Here is a 23584-nt window from a genome sequence, read left to right as displayed (position 1 = left end):
GAAAAGCTCAAATTTTCACCTCGATATCGATATTGCGCTCGAGTTACAGCTGTCTTATCATAAACCCCTGTCTTTTTATCCAGATGTTTTAATGCTTACTGATGCTTTAAAAAACCAAATTCGTGAAATTCATCAACAGCTCAAAAGCAATCTGACGAATTACCAACCCAGACCTGGCCAGAATAAAATGGTGGCTGAGATTGCCAACACTCTGGCCGGAAGTTATCACAGCTATGACAGAACCCTATTAGTAGAAGCAGGCACTGGCACAGGTAAATCTCTGGCTTATCTGATGGCTGCTATTCCTTTTGCATTAAAGCAAAAGAAAACACTGGTGATAGCAACAGCAACTGTCGCTTTGCAAGAACAGCTGGTGCAAAAAGATTTACCTTTCTTCCTGAAACACAGCGGTCTTAAATTTGAATTTTGTCTGGTGAAAGGCAGGCAAAGGTATGCCTGTGTCGAAAAAATTCGTCAGCAACTACAACAACCTGATTTACTGCCTTTATTTCAAAGCACAGCGCCAGCTTCTTTATTACAGCAGTTACTTAGCAACTGGCAGCAACGTCATTGGTTAGGTGACAGAGACAGCTTAAAGGAACCAATTGCAGATGAGCATTGGTATGCCATAGCCTCCGACCCAGCCCACTGCAGCAAAGCCAACTCCGTGCACCATCAATGCCCTTTTCATTTAGCCCGCGCGGAAATAGAAGGTAGCACTGTGCTGGTCGTCAATCATGCCTTGTTACTGGCTGATTTAGATGCAGGATCGCAAATATTGCCAGAGCCCGCCGACTGTATATATGTCATAGATGAAGCCCATCACTTACCCGACAGCGGTCGTGATTTCTTTTCAGCACATGCGCCGCTGAGTTTCCCGGTCCAGTATCTGGAAAAGCTAAAAAAGACCACGCAGCAGTTGGCCGGTGTATTGCCGCAGCACGGCGCTATGACCGAAGTGTTAAAACTCGATGAGCTAGCGAGCGACTTTTTAAAGCAGCTCAAACCTGTGCAACATCAGATTGAATTAAATCAAAGCTCCTGGTTTGCTAAAGAACCACATTATCGTTTTGCCGATGCGGTATTGCCTGAGACTTTTGCCGCCAATGCAGACCAATTAGCCGAGTTAAGTGGCAAAGCTTTATCTGCTGTTGAGAAATTACAACAGTTTTTATCTGAAGCTGCGACTGAACATAAAATCGCAACTAAGCTGGTCCTGCCGCTGCAGTTCGAACTCACCGCTATAGAACACCGATTTGAGCAGCAATCGGAACTTTGGCGACTGTATTCAGTACCGCAGCAAAAACATGTCAATCAGGCGCGTTGGGTCACACAAGATCAAAAAGAACATCAGCAAAGCAGCGCTTATGCCAGTCCTTTGTCTGTCAGCTTTTTACTGGACGATTTATTATTCAGTCAGGCCTTTGCCACAGTGCTGTGTTCTGCCACCTTAACAACGCTGAATAGTTTTGACTATATCAAACAGGAGTTGGGACTTTCCCAGCATCCGGGTTTGCAAACACTCAAAGTTGACTCACCTTTTGATTATCAACAAAAAGCCCGTCTGCTGCTGCCAAAAATGCAAACGGACCCCAGCAGTGATGCTTTTACTGATGAATTAATAGCAAAACTGCCACAGTACATAGATAAAACCGCAGGGAACCTGCTGCTGTTTGCTTCGTATTGGCAAATGCAAAAAGTCGTAGAAGCATTGCGGGTTAAAGGCTGGTCTTTTTTAGTACAAGGAGAAGCCTCACGTCAGTCGTTACTGGAGCTTCACGCGCTGAAAGTCAAAGCTGGCGAAGGTAGTATTTTATGTGGTACCCAAAGCTTCTCCGAAGGTCTGGATTTACCTGGGGCTTTGCTAACCAATCTGGTGATCACCAAATTGCCTTTTGCCGTGCCCTCCTCACCTTTGGAAGAAGCTTTATCTGAAGCTATTACCAAACGCGGTGGCAACCCGTTTTTACAAATGACTGTACCAGCCACAGCACGAAAACTAGTGCAAGCCTGTGGTAGACTGTTACGTCAGGAGATGGACCATGGACGCATTGTTATTTTAGACAGACGCCTGGTAACCAAAACTTATGGCAAAGCCATGCTCAACGCCTTGCCCCCTTTTTCACGAACTATTGAAGAATAACAATGGAATTAGGTTTAGACCTCTGGGTAGTCGCTGCTTTATGTGCAGTCGCTTTAGTTGCAGGTTTTATTGATGCAGTGGCCGGAGGCGGAGGTTTATTGACAGTCCCCGCCTTACTCACTGCAGGTTTACCGCCTCATCTGGTATTAGGCACTAACAAACTGGCTGCCACGTTTGGCTCTATTACCGCATCCGTTACGTATTACAGACGTAAACTGTTTGACCCACAATTTTGGCGTACTGCTCTGATATTCACTGCTATTGGTGCAACTTGTGGCACTTTAGTGGTGGATTTAATCAGCAAAGAATGGCTGGAACGTATTATTCCGTTTTTTATTGTCATCGCTGCTTTGTACAGCCTGCTGGTAAAAATGCAGCCAGACGATCAACTCACCTTACCAGAGCAGACACCTAAACATTTCTGGCAGCAAAGAGCTCAGGGCTTTACCTTAGGGTTTTATGATGGTCTGGCAGGCCCAGGCACAGGTTCGTTTTGGATGGTGTCGACCATGGCGCTGTATAAAATTAACTTACTGCTCACCAGCGGTGTCGCTCGTTCGATGAACTGTGTCAGCAACATCTTTGCGCTGGTGACTTTTGCCTGGCTTGGCCATATTTATTGGGCATTGGGCCTTGCGATGGGTGCTTGTTTAATGCTCGGTTCTTATTTTGGTGCCCGTTCAGCGATACGTTTTGGCAGTAAGTTTATCCGGCCGCTGTTTTTAACTATGGTATTAGCTATTACGGCCCGCTTGTTATGGCAAGCCTGGAGCAATGGATGAAAGACTTATTGGCAGCGCTTGAGCAACAACTAAAACAGCTGACTCAACAAGCCAAAGTGATTGACGGTAAACAAAGCAGCTGGCAACAAAAAGCCTGGTTTGATAGTGACTTGTTTCAATCCCACTCGCCTTTTTTAACCGACTATGTGCTCGAAGCTGAAGCTATGCTCAAACGCCTCAAAGCCAGCTCAGAACAGCGCACTGGCTCAGCTCAAGCTTTAGCGGCGAAACTCAGCGCCCAAATTCAAGCCTTAAGTCGGGCTTTTCAAACCAAAGACTTACGTTATTTACCGGGTAAAATCAAAAAACGCACCACCTCACCTAATGCATCAGAACAAGCTCAGGCTATGGTGGGACAATTACGCCGCTCAACGCAAGAGCTTTATCAGCAACTGTCTGAGTATCAGGGTTATGAAAGACGCTTATTGGATATGCTGGAACTGGAACAACGTCAGTTGTCCGGCGGTTCTGCGGATACAAGTGCCGACAGAGTGCTTGCTATTCACGCCCGTTTAGGTCGTTGTCGCAAAGCCATCAGTGAATTAGAGGTAGAAATTCAGTGGTCCGAACAAAATCGCCGGGGCTGATTTATCACCCTATTTACAGCAAGCTTGACCTGCCTTTTAAACACCGTTACCCGATAGGCAAATATCAGGCTTTGTATCAGGCCTTAGTGGAGTTGGGTGTGCCGGCTGATCAATTCACGTCATCCCAAATCTCCAGCGTTGAACAGTTGTTGTCTGTGCATGAGCCGTTTTATACAGAGCAGCTCATCTCCGGTCAGCTTGATAGCAAGGCCATGCGTCGTATAGGTTTCCCCTGGTCAGAACAATTGGTAACACGCTCATTAACCTCGGTTGGCGGCACAGTGCAAACGGTAAAGCTTGCACTGCAGCAAGGTTTAGCTTTGCATTTAAGTGGCGGTTACCACCACGCTTTTGCTGGTGAAGGTAGTGGCTTTTGCTTATTTAATGATTTAGCTGTGGCGGCACGTTATGCCTTAACTCAGGGCGCGGATAAGGTGCTGATTTTTGATTGTGATGTACATCAGGGCGATGGCACTGCCGCTATCTTTGCAAATGAACCAGCCATCATTACAGCCTCTTTGCATGGTGAAAAAAACTTCCCTGCCCGCAAGCAGCAATCGAGCTGGGATTTAGGTTTGCCCACAGCCTGCACAGACGACGAATATCTGGCTGCAGTAACACAAAGTCTGGAGTATTTACTGCGCATCCATCAGCCGGATTTAGTGATTTACGATGCAGGCATCGATATTCATCAGCAGGATGATTTAGGGCTTTTGCATATCAGCACAGCGGGAGTGGCAGAGCGGGACTGGTGTGTACTCAACGAATGTCACAAGCGCAGTATTCCGGTAGCGGCTGTGATTGGTGGCGGATATCAGCGTGATCTGTCAGCTTTAACTCAAATTCACCTGCAGCTGTTTTATGCGGCCTTTAAAATCAGCGGTTTGCCGTTACCAAATACAAACCGCTGGTTTCATGCCCTTCGTACTTGAAGCTGCAGCTTTGTTGGCAGCGCGCTTTCGCCCCAGTCACATAGTGAACTATGCTCCCGGGGTCTCACTCGCTTGCCGCCTCACTGCAATATCAATTACTTTGGGCAGATATGCTTAGTACCTGAAGCTACAGCTTTGGTGATTCTAAATCTGCTGTGCACCTGAGAAATAAAACCCCAGCTGTTTGCGCACTGCCAAAGGCAATTCAGGTAAATCCGATTTTGGCAGTAAGAACGTAGCCATATGGAATAAATCGGTGAAGATACGGTTCTTTTCTGTAGTGCGTTTTAGGTAGTCATGGCCAGACGAACCACCAGTGCCAATCTTAGTTCCCAGCATACGCTGTACCATCATGGCATGTTTGTAGCGCCAGATCGTCATATTTTCATCGATTTCTGTCAGGCAGGTCAGTACCTGAAATGGCAGGTTAAACACAGGTTCTTCCTGATACAAGGTAATAAACAAAGCGGCTAACATAGCGCGTTGGCTTAAACGGAAACTGCCTTGTTGCTGCAGTTCCGCATATTTATCTTTATCCAGCAAAGCGGCAAATTTGGCTCTGGTATTAATGATTTCTTTGAGCTGCATTTCGCGTTCGTGTTCAGCAATCTGTTCAATAGACAACACTGTGCTTTCATCTTCGTTCAGCATTTTTTCTGTCGCGCTTTGGTACATCTGCCAGAAACTGAAATCACCAAATTGTAAAAATGGCATACGTTCCAGCCATTTTTCGACTTGTTCAAATAAACTTGGCTGAGTTTCTAAGCCCTCTAAAAACAACCGGTCTTTTTCATTTAAGCGGCTGTAAAAGGAATTTTTATCAAAGTCGATACGGTATTCGCTTTTTAAGCCCAGACCAATTTCGAGCATTTTAAATTGCACGCTTTGAAAACCGGAAGCTGGCACCAGATAGTCACGAAACGACATAAAGTCCTGAGGAGTCATGGTTTCCATTACGCCAATTTGCTGGTTCATCAGTTGCTGGATGGTAATAACCCGCTTCAGCTTATGCACTACACCTGTCAGTTGCTGATCTTTGACTTCGTCGCCGGCAAACACGCCAAGTACAGCTTTAAGTTCATGTAGTACCTGCTTAAACCACAATTCGTACACCTGGTGCACCACAATAAATAAAGTTTCATCGTGAGCTTCATTGGCATACTTTGCACTTTCAGGCGCCTGGGCAGTTAAAATTTTGTCCAGTTGCAGGTAGTCACCGTAGTAACAAGGGGTTGTATTCTTTTGCATTTTTTTATCTTAGGCCACAGCCTGTTGTTTTGACCGCGCTATTCTATCAGTAGGACCTGAAGTTAACATCTGCTGGTAGCGTTTTATACCTGAACTGATTATGCTAAGTGAAAATAACCAGGGGCCAGAGCACAAGGTTCAGGCACACGAGGAGTAACAGATGAAGTTAGATGACGATATCCATAACTATTACGAAAAACTTCTGCTTGATCATTTGGTTGAATTGCGTCTGGATGATGAATACGACACCGAATATCTGGCCGATTTATGCTGTATAGTACTGAACCAGTTACCCCCTAAATACATTCGTTATGAAGTCGACATGGCGTTTTACTTGCCTCAGACTGAACGTTTTGAAATGGTGATGAAAGTACGCGAAGCGGTCACCAAAGCCAAAGCTTTCTTAGATACCCAACGTGACAAAAGCTGAGACTCCGGCTTTATCTGATGCCCCTTTTGAGGTGCAACTGGCTGTAGAACTGATCCTGTTGCTGGAGCAGCAGGATTTGCCAACAGAAACAGTACTGTCAGCCCTGGCTATAGTACAACGCGATTTTCAGAAGAAACTTGTTAAACCTGTTCAATAAGCTGATTAAACTTCGATTTTTCCTGAGGCTGTATGTTGACCCATTCCATTACTTTGTATCTGGCCACAGTGTTGATTTGGGGCTCGACTTTTTTTGCAATTAAGTTTCAGCTTGGCGATGTGCCGGAAATGTGGTCCATTACCTATCGTTTTGGTTTAGCTGCCCTCTTGCTCTGGTTCTGGTGCCTATGGCGCAAACTGCCGCTGCGTTTCAGTCGCCGCCAGCATGGCTGGATGGCTCTGCAGGGATTGTTTTTGTTCTGTTTAAATTACCTGCTGATTTACCTGGCGACTTCAGACCTAACCAGCGGTCTGATAGCCGTGGTGTTTTCCAGCATAGTGCTGATGAATATTCTCAATGGCGCTCTGTTTTTTGGCCGCCCTATTGAAATGAAAACACTACTGGGGGCTTTGTTAGGTATCCTCGGTATAGCTTTTGTATTCTGGCCTGAACTCGCAGGGTTGGAGAGCAACGGCTCTGCGTTCTGGGGTTTAGTCTTGAGTATCGCTGGGACTTATATTGCATCACTTGGCAATATGCTCTCATCGAAAAACCAACAGCAACAGCTGCCAGTGGTGCAGGGTAATGTATTTGGCATGACTTATGGCGCAGCTATGATGGCGGTCTTTGCTTTAGTGCAAGGTATTATGCCTGTATTTGATACCAGTCTTCAGTTTAACTTGTCCTTGTTGTATCTGTCGCTATTCGGCTCTGTTTTGGCTTTTGGCGCTTACCTTACCTTAGTTGGACGTATTGGCCCAGCTAAAGCCGCCTATACCATGGTGCTATTTCCTATAGTGGCTTTAGGTATCTCTACTCTTTTTGAAAATTACCACTGGAGCTGGTTTGCACTGATTGGTGTCTCTATAGTGGCGTTAGGTAATGTGATTATCTTATTGCCGACAGCACAACTTAAACGTCTCCTCAAACTTTCATAAGTTGTCAGAGCAAAGTGGTTGTCAGAGCTAATAAATCTGACTATACCTAGAGTAGTATTTTTTTCGAGAACGCAAAACATGCGATGGATTGTTGGCGTTATTTTCTTTTTTCTAACCAGCTTTGCACTTTACGGCAAGCCCCTTCGTATTATCACGGTCGTCGAGCCTCCAGCCAGCTATCTGGATAGTCATGGCCAACTTACTGGCTTTTCTGTTGAGGTGGTGCAGGCTATTCAGCGAAGCCTGGACGACAAAACTGTGATCGAAGTTTTGCCCGAAGCACGGGCCATTCATATAGCCCGCACTGAACCTAATGTAGTGCTGTTTAGTTTTTCCAGAACCCCAAAAAGAGAAGATGAGTTTTATTGGCTGGGCCAATTGAGTGCTAAAGCCTGGTCAGTGTATGCGTTAAGTTCAAATCCTGTTCACATTGAGTCACTGGAACAATTGCGTAAAGTACAGGCCATAGGAGTGGTGCGTGGTGATATCAGAGAGGAATGGCTGACGGAGCAGGGTTTTGGTAATTTACATCCTTCTGTGAATCATCAACAAAATATCCACAGATTACGGTCAGGCCGATTGGATTTAATTGCCTATGAAAGCCAGGGAATTCAGCATTTATTGTGGGAGGAAGGTCTCGAAACCACGGATGTAAAATCGGTTTACAACCTGAAAAGCTCTGACGTGTATTTATTAATGTCTAAATCAGGCACCAACCCAAAACTGATGCAACGCTGGAAAACAGCAGCAGAAAAATTCAGGCGCAGTGGCCAACAACAGTTTATCGCGGAGAAGTGGCAAATGATTCTAAAGCATTACCACAATATCAATACGGAAGCCGTGGAAGGTATTTTATACTTCAAGTAAATACAGAAACAGCAGCTTTTTAAGTCGCTGCTGTTTCTCTTAGGATCCCGACAAATCAGCGTTGCATAAAGACAACGCAGCTCCCCTGATGGCCTGAGGAAATTTAGATTTGCCCCATATAATCTTTTTTGCCGACTTCAACCCCATTATGTCGTAGCAGGGCATAACTTGTGGTGACGTGAAAATAAAACTGTGGCAAACCATATTGAGCTAAATACTGAGTGCCAGTAAAACGTTTTTCTTTGGCCGTGCCCGGACGCAAAACAATTTCTTTGTCTGCAGCATTGGCAAATTGTTCTGCAGTTAAAGTGTCCAGAAAAGCCAGAGTTTTATCCAGACGTTGCTGTAACTGTGCAAAAGTCTGCTCATTGTCTTCATAGGCTGGTACATCAACGCCAGCTAAACGAGCTGAGACACTTTTAGCGAAATCGGCAGCAATTTGCACCTGACGCACCAACGGAAACATATCAGGATACAAACGCGACTGCAGCAATACTGCATCGTCTAATTCTTTGTGCTGACTAAATTTTTCGGCTTTAGCTAATAAATCTTTTAAGCTGGTAAGAAACTGCTTGAACACCGGAACTGACGCACTGTAAAAAGATAAACTCATAGTCTTTGCCTCATTGAAATCATCCTGCCCTTTGCAAGGATCTGCAATATAAGATGGGGATGCAGCAGAGTATTACAAGGTGTCCAGCTGCTGAAACAACAAATCGCAGCTTTGTTTCAACTCAAGTAACTGCGCTAAAGGCAAACCGGACTGCTGAAATATAGCCACAGGAATATGGCTGGCCTGGTTTTTTAACGCCTTGCCTTGTTCAGTCAAGTGGATGTGTACCACACGCTCATCAAGCTGACTGCGGGTTCGGCTAACTAAGCCTTTGTTTTCCAGCCTTTTCAACAGAGGAGTTAAAGTGCCTGAATCCAGATGCAATTTTTCGCCTAATTCTTTGACATTAAGTTCGCTCTGCTGCCACAGCACCAACATGGCTAAGTACTGTGGATAGGTTAAATCCAGAGGTTCAAGTAACTGTCGATAGCTGCGCACCAGTCTGTGGCTTGCACTGTACAACGAAAAACACAGCTGTTTTTCCAGCACTAAATAATCTTCTTTTTCAGCACTCATGATCTGACCCGACTCAATTGAATTGTATGCAATATACTTCAGATAGGGTTGGAAAAACCAGTTAACGCAAACGAGAGGAGTGTGAAGCCTGCAGCAACCATTGATTATTCTGATAAAACCAAAGGCGGGTGAAGCGGAATTCACCCTGCCATTTCTTGCCAGCAGAGATCCCTTGCTGCAGAGTTCTTCCTGTGACTATTGCTGTATTTTCAAAACAACGGATCTGGACATCAAAGTTTTCAATCTGGGTGTTAACCCTGTTGCTGCTGGCCAAATCCTGTAAATAACTGTGCTTGTTTTCCACTCGGCCATCCGAATGCGTTAATACAAACTCTTCCGCCAGCAAGGGACCCAGACGTTTCACGTCTGAGTGCAAACGAAACTGATTCCATTGCTGGTCAGTGCTGCTGTCAAACTGGCCGGGACAAGCGGCCCAACTGCCATAGGAACAACATAAAATCGCGATAGACAATAAACGCATGGTGATAGCTCCTCAAAAGCGCCAGTCTGCTGCATGTGACAATAACAATCTGTGATTAATTGTCTGTATTTAGTCTCTACTGTGCAGCATTAGCCAAAAATCAGCTGCCAGAAACTTGGCTTGCGGTGCTTATGATACTGTTTGCGCAGCTCATCCAGCTTTTGCAGTTGTTGTTGTGCCGCTACTAAGTCATTTTTTTCCAACAATAATTGGGTTTGATCCACCTCAAGTGCCAGCTCTTTGAGTCCCTTTTGATACAACTCGGCTTTTTCAGGTGCGAAGCTGGCTTGCTGTGCCAGCTGGACCTGCGCTTCAAAACTTGCGATAGCAACCGTCATTTGCTCAACAGATTGAGCATCTTTTGCTTGTTTAAAACTCAGCGCCATTTGTTTCATGGTTTTTTCCATATCCACCTCATTGGCAGAGACAGAGGCACAAACGAACAGACCGGCCAACAACACTGACATTATAACTTTCATCAAACCCCCTCATAAAAAAACGGCTCCATTATAAGTAAGTTCAGCCATCAGGCTGCATTTTTCTGAGTTATGATGCAGCAACTTAAGCTCAAACGAGGGAAGACACAGATGAAACTGCCCATTTATCAGGTCGATGCGTTTACCGATCAGTTGTTCAAGGGGAACTATGCGGCGGTAGTGCCTGTATCTCAAGCCATCAGTCCTGAACTGATGCAACAGATTGCCACTGAAAACAACTTGTCAGAAACGGCTTTTATACTAAAGCTTGCTGAGGATCACTATCAGATCCGCTGGTTTTCTCCAGTCACTGAAATTGATTTTTGTGGTCACGCCACTTTAGCTGCCGCTTTTGTCTTGTTTAGTCAAACTGACAGTACTGAGCTTAAATTCAGTACTTTAGCTGTAGGTGACTTAATGGTAAGCAAGCAAAAAGATAATTGGATCCAAATGGATTTTCCCAAACGTCTGGCCAGTGCTGTTGATGCACCAGAAGCATTGCTTACTGGTTTATCCATTACTCCGACTTTAGTATTGCGCAGTGCGCAGGCTTATTTTGCCGTTTATGATAACGAGCAGCAGGTAAAACAACTCTGCACAGTCAGTTCAGAGCTTAAAAAGCTCGCCCCTTACGATGTAGTCGCAACGGCAGCAGGCACAGACTACGATTTTGTCTCCCGTTATTTCTGGCCCGCCAATGGTGGCGATGAAGATCCGGTCACAGGCTCCATTCACGCCGGTCTAGTACCTTACTGGGCAGACAGGTTAGGGAAAAGCCAACTGATGGCGTATCAGGCCTCGGCACGGGGTGGAGTGTTACGCTGTGAACTCAAGTCAGACCGGGTGCAGGTATCCGGTCAGGCCAGGCTGTATTTAAAAGGCGAAATTTATCTGCCCTGACCGCCCTGAAATGGTGGTTAAAAGAACAGCAGGGCAAAGTTCATGCTTCCCCTGCTGTCTAAGTCATTAAATCGCAGGGACAATACTACTTAACAAGCCAATCAAGGCCCCAAACACACCGCCCCATACCACCAGCCAGCCTAAATGCTGACGGATCATCTGTTGCACTATGTCTTTGACCATCGCAGGCGTCAGCTCCGCTAAACGAGCTTCTACTACAGCAGCAATTTTAGGTTGCAGCAGATCAATAGTATCGCCCTGATGCAGCTGATTTTTAATCTGCTGTTGTACGTCCGGGCTGTCTGCCAGCTCAACTAAAGAACGACTCAAATTTTCAATAAAAGGTTGTTTTAACGGCACTAACATCTGAGCACCACCAAACATAGCCAGCATGCCACCCAAAGAAGACTTCTGCACAGTTTCAAGCAGGGCATCAAAGGCTGGAGATAAGTCGATGGTTTCAATCACCGGAGCAAGTTTTAAGCTCACGGCATCCTGTTCATGCTGCTCTGCAAGTAAACGTTGCAGATTTTCTTTGCTAAAGAACTGCCCCATGATCAAATCATAAATGCCCTGTTTAAATTCAGTAAAACGCGCCGGAATGACGCCTGAGCCATACAGCAGTGGCACTTTTTCAAACAACATATGAATAGCCAGCCAGTTGGTTACGGCCCCTGAAAATGCGAACAATCCCATAGCCCACAACCAGGGCAGCGCGAAAAACCAGCCACAGGCCATCACTATCAAAGACAATAGATTGGTCAAAAGACTTTTATTCATCACAACTCCAACTCATTCACTCAAATGGCGGCGATTGTAATCAGTGTACAGCAGAACAACAAGAGAGCTGAACACAGTGCGGGGTTCGTCTGGTTAGTTTGCCAGGTTCAGGCCAGGCTTGAGTATTAAAGCGGTAAGACCGCAATCCCCTCCAACACCAGTATTACAGCTCCGGTCAGTACAATAAAAAGCCCAAGCCACTGTCGGGTGGTTTTGATCAATGTGGCGGCCGCGTTTTTTTGCTCAGGTTTTATCATCAGATGTAACAGCGTAAATAAACAACACAGATGATAATAATTCCCATTTGCAAATTATGCAATCTATTCCATTGTACCGGCATCTTTGTAGCAAGGCACCAACAGTGCAATCAACTTTACTGCCACCATTAACTGCTGCTCCGTGGTATGAGCAAGCCCTATGACTAAACCTGTACGCTTGATACCTGAAAACACATAACGACTCAAAGGCTGTATTCTGTAACCGCGCTTTACCAGTTCAGCTGTTAATTGTTGATCCGCTATGCTGTAAGGAAACTCAATACACAGATGTAAGCCTGCATATCGGGCATGCAAGATGGCGTCGGGTAAAAACTCTCTGATCAGGTTGAGGCAATACTGTTGTTTGTGCTGATACAGCTGTCGCATTTTCCGTAAATGCCGGCCAAAATGCCCCTCCAGTATAAAATCTGCAGTCACGGCCTGAGGCACTAAAGCCACATCACCATAAAGAGCCTGCAGTAAAGCTGCCGCTTTAGGCATCCACTGTTGAGGCAGCACCAGATATCCCAACCTCAGTGCAGGAAATAAGGTTTTACTGAAGGAACCGACGTAAATCACGCCCTGCCCCTGAGCTAAACCCTGTAAACTGGCAATAGGCCTGTGTTTGAACTGAAACTCACTGTCGTAATCATCTTCGACCAATACACAATGTTGTTGTCTCGACCACTCCAATAACTGTAACCGCTCTGTAAGCGGCATAATGCCACCCATAGGGTATTGGTGGGCTGGGGTGACAAACAAAGCTTTGCAGCCCTGAAGCTGATGCAGTGCGGAGGTTGCAATCCCCTGATCTGAACTGGCATCAATGTAGTGAATGTCGGCTTCGGATAACTGCAACGCCTGACGCAGACGCGGATAGCCCGGTGACTCCATCGCCACTTTGTCTCCGGCTTTGCTGACTAATTTTGCTGCGACAAACAAAGCGGCCTGAGCACCGGGTGTGATCAGAATACTGTCCTCGTCACACAACACCTGACGCGACTGGCGCAAATAATCTTTCAGTGCCTGACGCAGTGGCAAATACCCCATCACATCAGCCATACCCGCCAAGGCGGCTCTGCCACTGTGACGCTGAGTCAACTTTTGCCACAACGCAAAAGGAAAAGCAGCTAAGTCCGGCACTCCAGGTTGCAACAAACCAGATGCAGGTCCGGACTTCAGGCGGATGCCATAATCAAACAACTCCATCTCGGTTTCGGCAGCTTTGAAAGGCCCACTGCTGGCCTGAAAAAACTGATCAGGAGCTGTAGATACAATCTGGTAACCTCGCCCTGGTTGTCCTTGCAGATAACCTTCTGCGACTAACTGCTGTAACACCTGATTAATAGTGTTGCGGCTTAGATTCAGTTCATTGGCTAACTGCCGGCTGGATGGCAACAAGGCACTGCTTGGCCACTGCGCCGTTAATAGCTTTTCGCGCAGTGCCTGATACAACTGTTGTTGCAAAGTCCCCTGACCAGACAGGAAAAAACTTCCAAGCTCAATTCGCAAACTGGATCTCTCACTTTAAAAAAACTGGCACTTTCAACAGAACCAGTTTAACGATAAAACAGCAACCAATACAAGCACAGGAGGAGTTTGCATGCTGAGTTATCAAGTAGAGTCCGGTTTTGATCTGGAAGAAATGCTGGCTTTATATAAAGCCTCTGGCATTAACAGACCCATAGACAATCCAAGCCGGATGGCGACTCTGCTAGCCAGCGCCAATTTATTGGTGACTGCACGGCAAGAGGGCAAGTTGGTGGGCTTAGCCCGCTGTATGACGGACAAAGCCTGGGTGGTTTATATCTGTGATTTGCTGGTGGATAAAAGCGCGCAACATCAAGGCATTGGCAAAGAATTATTACGTCAGGTGCAGCATGTCACAGGACCTGAAGTACAGCAGTTGTTGCATAGTGCGCAAAGTGCAATGCGGTACTACCCCAAAGTCGGCTATCAGTTATGTCACAATGCCTTTGTGATCAAAAGAGAACTCTAAAAATCATGTATTTGCCTAAACATTTTCACACTGACGATCAGCCACAGATCCAGGCTTTTCTGCAGCAAAACTATTTTGGTTTACTGCTCAGCAGCAAGCCGGAACTGCTGTACAGCCCTCTGCCTTTTTTATTCGACTGGCAAGAGCAACGACTTACGGCTTATTGTCATCTGGCCCGCAATAATCCACAGTTAAAACAGCTTGACCAACAGCAAGTACAGGTTGTGATTATGGGGCCACATGCTTTTGTCGCCGCAGACTGTTATGACGAAGCACATGCGGTGTCCACCTGGAACTACAGTCTGGTGGAACTCAAAGGCACAGCCTTTACCTTGAGCACGGAGCAAACGCTGGATTTAGTGCGCAGGCAAGAAGGTTTTTCTGCGCCAGATCTGCAGCAAGCGGCTGAGTATCAACAAAAGCTGGTGCATGCTATCTGTGGCGTGCGGATTGATGTCAGCAGTTGGCTTGGAAAAATGAAACTATCGCAGAATAAATCTGCCGCTCAGCGGCAAAAAGTTGGTGATTATTTGCAGGCCACAGAGCAGCCACAAAGCGTCTGGCAACTGATGCAGCAACTGAAGTTGTACCATGCTGACGGAGCACATCCGTGATCACCCGCAGTGATGCTCAGCAGGCAAACGCCAGATGTGCACAGTGGTGGACGCCAGGACACAGGCAAAATAGCGGGAGTAGCAGGGTTATGCTTTAGCTACCCCTGCTTTACCTCAGTGCGGGCAGATGTCCTGCAGCGCTTAAAAAATCAGTTGTAGCCGAGCTCAGCGCAATGCTCAACCGCAGTTTCACGACGTTTTGTGTTTACAACGTCACTGTCGTCATCCCGCCAAATCAGGCTTAATGCTCTGCGTTCCTGTTGAGTTAATGCTTCGTTGATGGTTCGGGCGCTGTAGTCATAGGGTTGCGCACTTTGCTGTTGTTTGATTGCACTCATAAGATGCACTCCTGTCTTCTTTTGGTTGACACTGCCGGGTAAGGTTCGGACTTCCCAACAGCAGGCGAATTGCAAGCCTAACCTACGAAAAATGAGCGCTGGCTGAACTGAATCTTTACTTTTTCACTCAGAAGATTTTTCCGAATCGGCCTCAAGATACTTTTTCCATACCAGTAAGCTACCGTTCATTTCGCAAAGATAGACTGCCGCCGTTTTGTCACTCCATGACATCAGATACAAAATTCAACAGAGGTTGACTACCAATGAAAATGAAAGTAGCGCTCACAGCGCTGGTACTTACTGCGGCGTTCACAGCCACAGTGCAGGCGGGCGAATTTATCCCGGCGGCAGGTTTTGGTTCACAGTATGGCGATTTAGGCGGTAAGTTTATCTATCGCGAAAACAATATGGCTCTGTATGTCGGTGTCGGCGTAAATGGCGCTGCTGTCGGTTTTCATCTGGCGCCATCGGTCAGCAGTCAGCACGTTTTTGGTGCGCAGTATGCGTCAGAGTCCGATGTATTTGATGCAGATAGTTTGCTGCTGGCGACTTATGACTACCACTTCAACGGCTTTAATGGTCGAGGCTGGACTTTAGGTGGCGGCTTAGGCACTGCAGAGCATCAGAACGGACGTCGTGAAGGCGATAACAAAACCGTGGCGGTATTGAACGTCGGATACAAATTCTGACACCTAGTTCGGCCACAACTTTTCTCAAATCAAAGAGGCTGCCAATGGCGGCCTCTTTTTGCTAAAACATTACAAAAACAACCGGGCATACTCAGCTGGCATCTGATCAAGCGCTTTGATTTGCACGTCTTTGTAAAAAATTTCTGCTGCTTCACTTTGCAACTGAATTTTACCTTCGACTAAAGGCTTGGTTTTACCGTCCGGTGTAACATACCGGGAATTGCGCAACACCATCACCACATGACCATTGACGATATGCAGACTTTGGCCTTCAAAACTAATCAGCTCCAGCGTATTCCACTGCCCTGCTGGTTTTTCATGGTTGTCTTTACGTAAGACAAACCCCTGCAACTCTTCGCCTTTACCGACTTTCAGAAAAGGCTGAGTTTCATCAGCTACCGCATTCATAATGGACTCAGGCATAAAAGCGCGCACATCAATAGCTGAATTGGCCTGTTGCCAATAATCGCCATTATGACCTTCCATGATCTGAAATTCCTGCGACATCATCCAGGAACGGAAATACTCCTGCCCATGTTCGCCTACAGCATGATACAAAATACCGCTGTCTTTGAGTTTATTCAGGCGAGGTGGCCACTTTTTATCACCCCAGCGAAACTGCAGTTTTAAGTGGTAGTTTTTGTAAGAGTTTTTACTGGTGACAGCACCATAAATTTCACCGCTGACTCGAAGCACAGGCTCATTATTTTCCTCAAGCATGGTAAAGACTTTGTATAAATCGTTGCCTGTATTTAAACCTATAGGCGCTATCGGCTTGCCCTGCTCGTCTTTGGGCACTGAACCATCGTACGACTCTTTGTGTTTATAACTTAAATAGGTATCCCACTGACTCAAAGTTTTATCCAGCAAAGCCTGCCAGTCGGCTGCCAGCGTGGCATAACTACAAAAGGCGACAGAAAAACACAGCAGTTTAAGTTTCATGACTTTTATCCAATAATGAATGATTTCAATTGGATACCAGTTAAACCGAAAAATGTAAAGCGCTTACATCCAACGGCAGGACAAAAACCCATTACGTTTTTTCGTAACCTGCTTTCTCCCCCATTTTGAGTTTATACCCAAGTAACCTGGAATTTCAGGGAGGCGACAACAGCGTGAGACCCCAGTCACATAGTTTACCTATGTGACTGGGGCGAGAACACGCAGTCAACAAAGCTGCAACTTCAAGTACAACGGGTATATTACCAGCTTAGCTTTTGTGCATCTTTGGCTATGCCGGGTTTTACGGGTTCGGCTTTCAGTTCTGATACGGCTTTTTCCTGCAACTGTTTTTGCAACAGACTGATGGCATAAGATAACTGTGCATCCTGGCCGTTAAAACTGGCGTACGGCAGATTATCGACCCACACATCAGGACTGACACCCCGGCCTTCGATGATCCAGCGGCCGTCTCTATCAAACTGTGCTGTCTCTGCAACCCGTGCCACGCCCATATCAGCCAATAAGTTACGGCCCGACAACCAGACGCCGGCACCCGCAGTTTGTTGTCCAACTACCGGACCCAACCCTAAACTTTTCACACCAGCGGCAAAAGTTTCGCCATCTGAATAGGTCAGAGGATCGGTCAGTACCACCAACTGGCCACGGAATGTCTGTTGCATATTGCCATAGGCTTTGCCCTGAGTGGGTTGCCAGAAGGCCCAAACCCTACGTAACAGCTTTTCAATCACCCAGCTGTCGATATTGCCGCCTCTGTTACGGCGCACATCAATAATCAAACCGGGTTTATCCACGTTGGCATAAAACTCACGGGCAAAGTTGCTGATATCGCCGGCGGTCATGGCGTACAAATGCAAATACCCCAGCTGTTGTTGACCTTGCTGCTCTACCTGCTGCTTTTTCTGCTGTACCCAGTGCTGATACCTTAATGTTTGTTCTTGTTGTGGGCTGACGGGGACTACCACTTTTTTAAAGCTTTTGCCGTCGCGCTCGAACTGCAACAGTACTTGCTGACCTTGTTGCTGCTGTAAGGCCTGATGCAGATCCAACACTGTAGCGACCGCTCTGCCGTTCACAGCCACTACACTATCGCCTGCTTTGAGTTCCACTCCAGCGCTATTGAGTGGACTGGCTACAGCAGGTAAATCCGGGTCTGTCTGATAAATAGTCTGCAGCATCAGTTTGCCATTACGGCTGATAAATTCAGCACCAAGGCTGGCGGCTTTGCTGCTTTCACTGGCTTTGGCATAATCACCGCCTCGCACTTGCGAGTGCAATACCGACAATTCACCAATCAGTTGCGCCAGTACATCATCGAGCTCAAATCTGTCTGTCACTCTGTCGACTAGAGGCTGATAACGCTTTTTGGTACTGCCCCAATCGACACCCCGCATAGCTGGGTCGAATAAAAATTCACGATGCATCAGCCAGGCATCATGAAACATTTGTTGCCATTCAGCTTTAGGTGTTAGGGTCAGGCTGATTTTATCCACCGTCCATGGTTCGGCGTCTTCACCCTCCGGCGCTTTGGCTGTGGCTGAACCTAAGAAAAACCTGTACTGACCAGGTTCGGTTTCATAGCGTAAATACAATGACTTACCATCAGCGCTGCTTTGTACATCCCTCACCTTACCGGCAAAGCTCAGCAGCTTTTTATTGTCTGGTTCAATTTTTACTGCTCTGACAGCCCCTGCATCGCCGCTGTATTCAAACTCCTGCAGATACAAATAATCGGCCCCGGCCTGCAGTTTTTGATAATTGCCGGCCGCTACTGGTACTTGCCATAGCTGGCCTGGTAAATTTTCAAATGCGATGGCTTTAGCTTGTCCTTCTAAGCCTGCCGTCAGCTCGGTTTCAGCTGCGAATGGGAACACAGCTGTGCTATTGAGTGCATAAGCAAACACCTGCGCCCTTTTATCAAAAGCCGGCCCCATATTGCGATCGCCCCAAGGGCCGCCCGGGGTGGGTTTTAATTCACGTTCAGATAAAAAATACAGCCAGTCGCCATCGGGATGAAAAGCAGGGCTGTAGGAGTTGTATTTATCTGTGGTCAGTAATTTGGCTTGTTGCTCTTTAATGGAATAGAGGCCAATTTGCTGGCGACCGACGCCATCTTTTTCTGTGGTAAAGGCCAGTAAATTGCTGTTTTTATTCCAACTTAAATCGCCGTATGGGCTTAAACCTGAGCCACTTTTATACAGCAGTTGATTTTTGCCAGTGCTGACATCCAGTAGCCAGAGCTGGCCTTGTTTATCATCATGCGCCAGATAACGCCCATCGGGTGACAAGCTTAAATTCCAGCGAAAACCTCGGCCATCTTTAGTCAGCTGTTTACCCTGGTCCGAACCATCGGCAGCATATCGCCAGATTTCCGGCTCACCGGACTGATCGGAAATCAAATACACCCACAGACCATCCTGACTGACAACAGCACTGCGGGCTCGTGCTGTTTCAGGCACTGCCAGCTCGACTATACGCTGAGGCGCCCTGGATAATACCTGCACTTTGCCACGCAGGGTTAATACCAACTTTTGTTTAGCGAAGCCGACTGAATCGGATGTGAGATACTTTAAAGGCTCACTTAACAGGCGCTGACGTTGCTGTGGTGAGTCCGTGACCAATACCGGAGCCTGTGTGCTGCTTAGGCCTGAGGCTAAATCCAGCAACTTGATATCAGCGCCCAGTTGATACACCACTTTGCCCTGATCCATACGAGCTGAGCGAACTGCAAAATCCTGATGACTGGTCAGCTCTTTCAGTTGGGTGGATACCGGGTCATAAGACCATAAATTGGCATTACCGCCAGCGTCACTGACCAGTACTAACTTACCTTGCCAGATCATAGGGTGACGTATTGACCCCTGATGATCAGCCACCAAGCGTTCAGCTTCACGTTGTGAGCCCAGTTTCCAGCGCCAGAGCTGACCTTTAGCGCCGCCCTGATACTGACGGGCGTTATCTCCCGTTAATTGCAAGCCATAACGGATAAAGTAGACATAACCGTTTTGTTCGTCCAGCACAGCTTCAACGGCGTCCAATAGCGGTAAAGTTTCGGTCTGCTGAGTGTCCAAATCGAGCAATTTCAGCACCCAGCTGTTTACAGGCCCTGTCATGGCATCTGTGCTATACAGCAATTTGCCGTCCAGACTCCAGCCTTGCAGCTTCACTTTCGCATTTAAGGCTGTTAAACGTTTCGGTGCACCGCCCGCTAAAGCTAAATAATAAATATCCGGCGTCTCATCATAAGCCGCTACATACACCACAGCTTTACCGTCTGGGGTAAAAAGCGCCTGAGATTCTTCAGCAGCATGCGTAGTCAGGCGTTTGGCTTCGCTGCTATTGACAGAGCTTAGCCATAAATCACCTTCGGCGGTGAACACCAGTTGGTTTTGCTGCAGTGAAGGCGAGCGATAATAAGCTGCATCGGCATAACTGCTGGCAAAAAGTGCAGCCGTCAGACAAGCGACGAAAGTGAGTTTCATAGATAGCCCCGGATTTTCTGTTTTTACTTTTGGGTTGTTTGTTTTACCTTAACAGCTTCAGCAAAGAAAAACAGAGCAGGCCATCTCAGAAATCAGCGGCTTAGTCTTAGCCACTAAAGCCTTGCACCGCCGACAGTGCATGCTGAATATCCGCAGCACTGATATCCAGATGTGTGACCCAACGCACTCGCTTAAAGTGCTGATCGGCTTTATTGTAATTGCTGCTGGTTAATTGAATGCCCTGCTGCGCCAAATAAGCCAATAAAGGCTCTGCAACATCAAGCGCTATATCGGTAAATAAAATATTGGTATTGACCGCTACCAGCTCCAGTTTGCCTTTTAGCAGCGGATGTTCGGCTGCTATCCGCTGTAAACCTTCGGCCAGTTGCTGCGCATGCTGATGATCCTCCGCCAGACGATCTATGTTATGTTGCAGCGCATATAAACCAGCTGCAGCCAGCACACCAGCCTGACGCATGCCGCCGCCGAGCATCTTACGCAGCCGTCTTGCCTGCTGAATAAAAGCCTGATTCCCCAACAACAACGAACCAACAGGGGCGCCCAAGCCTTTGGATAAACACAAAGACACTGAATCAAAACTAGCGCACAGCGCTTTGGCTTTTTGTAGTGGATTTGAGCCATCTGCTGTGGCTAAAGCCACAGCCGCATTCATCAGTCTGGCGCCATCAATATGGCAACTTAATCCCAACTCTTTAGCTAAAGCCGCCACCGAATTCATGTAAGACAAAGGTAACACTTTCCCGCCTGTGGTGTTTTCCATCACAATCAATTTAGTACGGGCAAAATGTGGATCGTCTGGTTTTACTGCAGCTCGGATATGTTCAAGCGCCAGCGTACCATCAGGCTGATGTTCAATAGGTTGCGGCTGAATAGAACCTAATACTGCCATGCCGCCGCCTTCCCAGCGATAGGTATGCCACTGCTGCCCCACTATGGCTTCATCACCGCGCTGGCAATGCGCCATCAGTGCAATTAAGTTGGTTTGGGTACCACTGGGTGCAAATAATGCGGCTTCAAAACCTAAAAGTTCTGCGGCATAACGTTGCAACTCATTGACCGTCGGGTCGTCCTGAAATACATCGTCTCCTAAAGGCGCAGAGAGCATAGCGGCTTTCATTGCTGCTGTAGGCTGGGTGACTGTGTCACTGCGAAAATCTGTCATCGAGAGTCTCCATTGAAGTTAACCTCATCAGAGCGCAGAAGCGAATTCTGTTCAAGTACAAAACGACAGTTTGAATAAGAACTGCGAAATAAAAATACAGTGGGGCACTCGAAAAGCAGGCGCAACAAAAAGCCCGGTAAAAACCGGGCTCTGTGTTAACACATGGTGTCAGACGCTGAGGTTATTCAACCGCCTGTTCACGGTGAATTGGGGATAAACCTCTGGCGCGATAATCTACGGCATCATCCAGTTCAAAACCTGTAGCAACCCAGTTCTTCGCTTCTTCAGCACTGAATTTCTGTGCTGACCACTCTGTCGCAGACTCCAGGTTAAAACCCGCAGTTTTCCAAAGGCCTGCAGCTTCTGAATTAAAACCACTGGCTTTCCACTGCTGGGCAACTTCTGCAGTAAAGCCACTGGCTTGCCAGCTTTGTATTTCAGTTTGTGTCATATTGCTCCAGTCATCCGGCACAGAGCTACAACCTGCCAGCGCAAAACCTAACACAGCCACTGCTAACCACTTCTTCATGCCATTTCCCCTTGTATACGCCGCTACCACAATTGAGCCAACACCTGACCCAGTAAATGCGCCACATAGTACTGTATGATTCAGGTTTTTCCCAGTAGATCAGGGCCTGAAATTTAAAGCGCTAACTTCAGTGCAATACCAGACAAGACCAAGGCAACCAGGCCATCAAACAGCCGCCAGCGTATCGGAGAGCTCAGCCAGACTTTCAGCTTCGGGGCTAAACCCGTTAAAGCACCAAACCAGCAAAAAGAGGCCAGACAAGCCCCTACTGTAAACCAGAAAGGTTGCGCCTGCACAGAACCGACACTACCAATCAATACCACCGTATCCAGATAAACATGAGGGTTTAATAAAGTAATAGCCAAAGCAGTCAGCGCAGTTTTTTGCCAGCTTTGTACCTGCACTGCAGAGCTGGAATGCAAAGCAGCTTGCCCACGCCATGCCCGCTGTGCCGCACCAAAGGCCAACCACAACAACATCGCCACTCCGGCCCAGGTTAACAGCGGCACCAAAGGTGGTAACCACAGCTGAATAAGCTGCACACTGTAAACACCGGTCACAATTAAAGCCGCATCACACAAAATACAGACCAGAGCTATCACCAGCCTGTTCGCGCCCGCCATACTTTGGCTCAGTACCCAGATATTTTGCGCGCCTATTGCCACTATTAAACTTAAACCCACGGTAAAACCGGTAAAAAACGACAGCATGAGATTCGCCCTACAAGAAACAAGTGGTGTAAGTTTAACGAAGCGGCTTATTATGAATCCAACAAATAAATTTTATGTTCCATGAGAAAAACTGATGATTGATTACCGTTTATTGCAGGCACTGTCTGCCGTGGTTGAACAAGGTGGTTTTGAAAAAGCGGGTCTGGTCTTACATTTAACTCAGTCAGCCATCAGCCGTCGTATTAAACAGCTGGAATCTGTGTTGGGTCAGCCAGTGTTATTACGCAGCAGTCCGCCAGTTCCAACTGCCGCAGGACAACGTTTGTTAAACCATTTGCAGCAGGTACGACAAATGGAAACGGCTTTAGGATTAACAGATGACCCACAAGATTTGGTGGTGCGCCTGGCCACCAATGCAGACTCCTTAGCCACCTGGTTACCCGAAGCTTTAGTCTTGCCAGAGCAACAGGCGGTGCGTTTTGATCTGGTGGTGGAAGATCAGTCCGTTGGCTTAAAGCGGATGAAACAAGGGGATGTAATGGCCTGTATATGTGCCAGCCCTCAGCCGGTCAATGGTGGCGCTGTGATGGCATTAGGTGCACTGCGATACCGCGCCGTCGCAAGCCCAGCCTTTATTCAGCGTTATCAATTGCATCAGCAGTTTGAAAAAAGGATCAGTCAGGCTCCTTGTCTGGTGTTTAATCAGGATGATCAGTTGCAACATCAGTACCTGCAGCATGTAGCACAGGCTGTACCTCAACGTTTTCATTTATGCCCTTCGTCTGAAGGTTTTTTAAAAGCCACATTGGCCGGATTAGGTTTTGGTTTGTTGCCGGAACTACAAATGCAGTCGCAGCTGGAAAGTGGTGAACTAGTAGATTTAACCCCGGGTTATTCTCTGGATACAGAATTGTATTGGCACTATTGGCAAAGCGAAAGCCCGCTGATGTATCAGTTACGACAGAATGTATTGCAGGTGGCAGGAAGGTTTTTATCGGGGTCAGAGTAAAAT

26 protein-coding genes are annotated in these 23584 nt (G+C 47.0%); 13 read left to right on the top strand and 13 right to left on the bottom strand.

Annotation, left to right across the window (positions count from 1 at the left end):
• The first annotated feature begins 91 nt into the window (after window positions 1–91).
• Genes dinG through IEW88_RS17605 form a run of 4 tightly spaced genes read left to right on the top strand, consistent with a single transcriptional unit; the run spans window position 92 to window position 4444 of the window.
• Window positions 92–2143 carry an ATP-dependent DNA helicase DinG gene (gene dinG, locus IEW88_RS17620; protein ID WP_147905340.1) on the top strand — a complete coding sequence of 684 codons (2052 nt, stop codon included), beginning with the start codon at window positions 92–94 and terminating at the stop codon, window positions 2141–2143.
• A gap of 2 nt (window positions 2144–2145) precedes the next feature.
• A complete protein-coding gene (locus IEW88_RS17615; RefSeq protein ID WP_053425067.1) occupies window positions 2146–2925 on the top strand; it encodes a sulfite exporter TauE/SafE family protein in 780 nt (259 codons plus the stop codon).
• The gene (gene priC / locus IEW88_RS17610; protein WP_185148654.1) at window positions 2922–3512 is read left to right on the top strand and encodes a primosomal replication protein PriC; all 591 of its coding nucleotides are present in this window, start codon (window positions 2922–2924) and stop codon (window positions 3510–3512) included. The genes IEW88_RS17615 and priC overlap by 4 nt, the downstream gene beginning before the upstream one ends.
• Window positions 3485–4444: a histone deacetylase family protein gene (locus IEW88_RS17605; protein ID WP_147905342.1), complete on the top strand. Its 960-nt coding sequence runs from the start codon at window positions 3485–3487 to the stop codon at window positions 4442–4444. Before priC ends, IEW88_RS17605 begins: the two co-directional genes overlap by 28 nt.
• 144 nt (window positions 4445–4588) lie before the next feature.
• Here the strand turns inward: IEW88_RS17605 and IEW88_RS17600 are convergent, their stop codons facing one another.
• The gene (locus IEW88_RS17600) at window positions 4589–5692 is read right to left on the bottom strand and encodes a tryptophan 2,3-dioxygenase family protein (protein WP_147905343.1); all 1104 of its coding nucleotides are present in this window, start codon (window positions 5690–5692) and stop codon (window positions 4589–4591) included.
• Window positions 5693–5852: 160 nt separating this feature from the next.
• On the opposite strand from IEW88_RS17600, the gene IEW88_RS17595 reads away from it, so the two are divergent.
• The 4 genes from IEW88_RS17595 (at window position 5853) to IEW88_RS17580 (ending at window position 8084) form a co-directional block, all read left to right on the top strand.
• On the top strand, window positions 5853–6122 hold the full coding sequence (locus tag IEW88_RS17595; protein ID WP_053425071.1) for a late competence development ComFB family protein: 270 nt from the start codon (window positions 5853–5855) through the stop codon (window positions 6120–6122).
• Complete coding sequence (locus IEW88_RS17590) at window positions 6109–6279, top strand: DUF2496 domain-containing protein (RefSeq protein WP_147905344.1); 171 nt, start codon at window positions 6109–6111, stop codon at window positions 6277–6279. The genes IEW88_RS17595 and IEW88_RS17590 overlap by 14 nt, the downstream gene beginning before the upstream one ends.
• Before the next feature lie 32 nt (window positions 6280–6311).
• A complete protein-coding gene (locus tag IEW88_RS17585; protein WP_147905345.1) occupies window positions 6312–7217 on the top strand; it encodes a DMT family transporter in 906 nt (301 codons plus the stop codon).
• A 78-nt stretch (window positions 7218–7295) separates the two neighbouring features.
• Window positions 7296–8084, top strand: a complete 789-nt coding sequence (locus IEW88_RS17580) for a substrate-binding periplasmic protein (protein WP_147905346.1) — start codon at window positions 7296–7298, stop codon at window positions 8082–8084.
• 103 nt (window positions 8085–8187) lie between these two features.
• On the opposite strand, the gene IEW88_RS17575 is transcribed toward IEW88_RS17580, so the two are convergent.
• The 4 genes from IEW88_RS17575 to IEW88_RS17560 all read right to left on the bottom strand — a co-directional run bounded on the left by IEW88_RS17575 (window position 8188) and on the right by IEW88_RS17560 (window position 10173).
• Window positions 8188–8697, bottom strand: a complete 510-nt coding sequence (locus IEW88_RS17575) for a DUF1993 domain-containing protein (protein WP_147905347.1) — start codon at window positions 8695–8697, stop codon at window positions 8188–8190.
• Window positions 8698–8769: 72 nt separating this feature from the next.
• A complete protein-coding gene (locus IEW88_RS17570; protein ID WP_053425076.1) occupies window positions 8770–9213 on the bottom strand; it encodes a MarR family winged helix-turn-helix transcriptional regulator in 444 nt (147 codons plus the stop codon).
• Window positions 9214–9274: 61 nt separating this feature from the next.
• Window positions 9275–9694 (bottom strand): nuclear transport factor 2 family protein, encoded by a 420-nt coding sequence (locus IEW88_RS17565; protein WP_147905348.1) that lies wholly within the window; start codon window positions 9692–9694, stop codon window positions 9275–9277.
• 89 nt (window positions 9695–9783) lie between these two features.
• Window positions 9784–10173: a cytochrome b562 gene (locus tag IEW88_RS17560; RefSeq protein WP_053425078.1), complete on the bottom strand. Its 390-nt coding sequence runs from the start codon at window positions 10171–10173 to the stop codon at window positions 9784–9786.
• A 108-nt stretch (window positions 10174–10281) separates the two neighbouring features.
• Between IEW88_RS17560 and IEW88_RS17555 the strand changes: the two genes are divergently transcribed.
• Window positions 10282–11070 (top strand): PhzF family phenazine biosynthesis protein, encoded by a 789-nt coding sequence (locus IEW88_RS17555; protein WP_147905349.1) that lies wholly within the window; start codon window positions 10282–10284, stop codon window positions 11068–11070.
• A gap of 66 nt (window positions 11071–11136) precedes the next feature.
• Here the strand turns inward: IEW88_RS17555 and IEW88_RS17550 are convergent, their stop codons facing one another.
• Window positions 11137–11850 carry a DUF445 domain-containing protein gene (locus tag IEW88_RS17550; RefSeq protein WP_147905350.1) on the bottom strand — a complete coding sequence of 238 codons (714 nt, stop codon included), beginning with the start codon at window positions 11848–11850 and terminating at the stop codon, window positions 11137–11139.
• Window positions 11851–12170: 320 nt separating this feature from the next.
• The gene (gene pdxR / locus IEW88_RS17545) at window positions 12171–13619 is read right to left on the bottom strand and encodes a MocR-like pyridoxine biosynthesis transcription factor PdxR (RefSeq protein WP_147905351.1); all 1449 of its coding nucleotides are present in this window, start codon (window positions 13617–13619) and stop codon (window positions 12171–12173) included.
• Between the two features lie 91 nt (window positions 13620–13710).
• Here pdxR and IEW88_RS17540 point away from each other — a divergent pair, with 91 nt between their 5' ends.
• Together IEW88_RS17540 and IEW88_RS17535 are read left to right on the top strand one after the other, a co-directional pair.
• A complete protein-coding gene (locus IEW88_RS17540) occupies window positions 13711–14106 on the top strand; it encodes a GNAT family N-acetyltransferase (protein WP_053425082.1) in 396 nt (131 codons plus the stop codon).
• Window positions 14107–14111: 5 nt separating this feature from the next.
• A complete protein-coding gene (locus IEW88_RS17535) occupies window positions 14112–14720 on the top strand; it encodes an FMN-binding negative transcriptional regulator (protein ID WP_185148655.1) in 609 nt (202 codons plus the stop codon).
• A gap of 149 nt (window positions 14721–14869) precedes the next feature.
• On the opposite strand, the gene IEW88_RS17530 is transcribed toward IEW88_RS17535, so the two are convergent.
• Window positions 14870–15058 (bottom strand): hypothetical protein, encoded by a 189-nt coding sequence (locus tag IEW88_RS17530; protein ID WP_053425084.1) that lies wholly within the window; start codon window positions 15056–15058, stop codon window positions 14870–14872.
• 263 nt (window positions 15059–15321) lie between these two features.
• Here IEW88_RS17530 and IEW88_RS17525 point away from each other — a divergent pair, with 263 nt between their 5' ends.
• On the top strand, window positions 15322–15747 hold the full coding sequence (locus tag IEW88_RS17525; protein ID WP_053425085.1) for a hypothetical protein: 426 nt from the start codon (window positions 15322–15324) through the stop codon (window positions 15745–15747).
• Between the two features lie 69 nt (window positions 15748–15816).
• On the opposite strand, the gene IEW88_RS17520 is transcribed toward IEW88_RS17525, so the two are convergent.
• From IEW88_RS17520 to IEW88_RS17500, 5 genes are all read right to left on the bottom strand, one after another.
• Window positions 15817–16689, bottom strand: a complete 873-nt coding sequence (locus tag IEW88_RS17520; RefSeq protein WP_147905353.1) for a 3-keto-disaccharide hydrolase — start codon at window positions 16687–16689, stop codon at window positions 15817–15819.
• Window positions 16690–16949: 260 nt separating this feature from the next.
• On the bottom strand, window positions 16950–20189 hold the full coding sequence (locus IEW88_RS17515; protein ID WP_147905354.1) for a S41 family peptidase: 3240 nt from the start codon (window positions 20187–20189) through the stop codon (window positions 16950–16952).
• Between the two features lie 106 nt (window positions 20190–20295).
• Window positions 20296–21372, bottom strand: a complete 1077-nt coding sequence (gene ltaE / locus IEW88_RS17510) for a low-specificity L-threonine aldolase (protein WP_147905355.1) — start codon at window positions 21370–21372, stop codon at window positions 20296–20298.
• 181 nt (window positions 21373–21553) lie between these two features.
• Window positions 21554–21901, bottom strand: a complete 348-nt coding sequence (locus IEW88_RS17505; RefSeq protein WP_147905356.1) for a hypothetical protein — start codon at window positions 21899–21901, stop codon at window positions 21554–21556.
• 113 nt (window positions 21902–22014) lie between these two features.
• A complete protein-coding gene (locus IEW88_RS17500) occupies window positions 22015–22611 on the bottom strand; it encodes a LysE/ArgO family amino acid transporter (protein ID WP_147905357.1) in 597 nt (198 codons plus the stop codon).
• Window positions 22612–22705: 94 nt separating this feature from the next.
• Between IEW88_RS17500 and IEW88_RS17495 the strand changes: the two genes are divergently transcribed.
• The gene (locus IEW88_RS17495; RefSeq protein ID WP_147905358.1) at window positions 22706–23581 is read left to right on the top strand and encodes a LysR family transcriptional regulator ArgP; all 876 of its coding nucleotides are present in this window, start codon (window positions 22706–22708) and stop codon (window positions 23579–23581) included.
• Window positions 23582–23584 lie beyond the last annotated feature (3 nt).

This window comes from Rheinheimera tangshanensis (assembly GCF_014645135.1).
Lineage (GTDB): Bacteria > Pseudomonadota > Gammaproteobacteria > Enterobacterales > Alteromonadaceae > Pararheinheimera > Pararheinheimera tangshanensis.
This window is presented reverse-complemented; position numbering and strand designations above follow the sequence as displayed.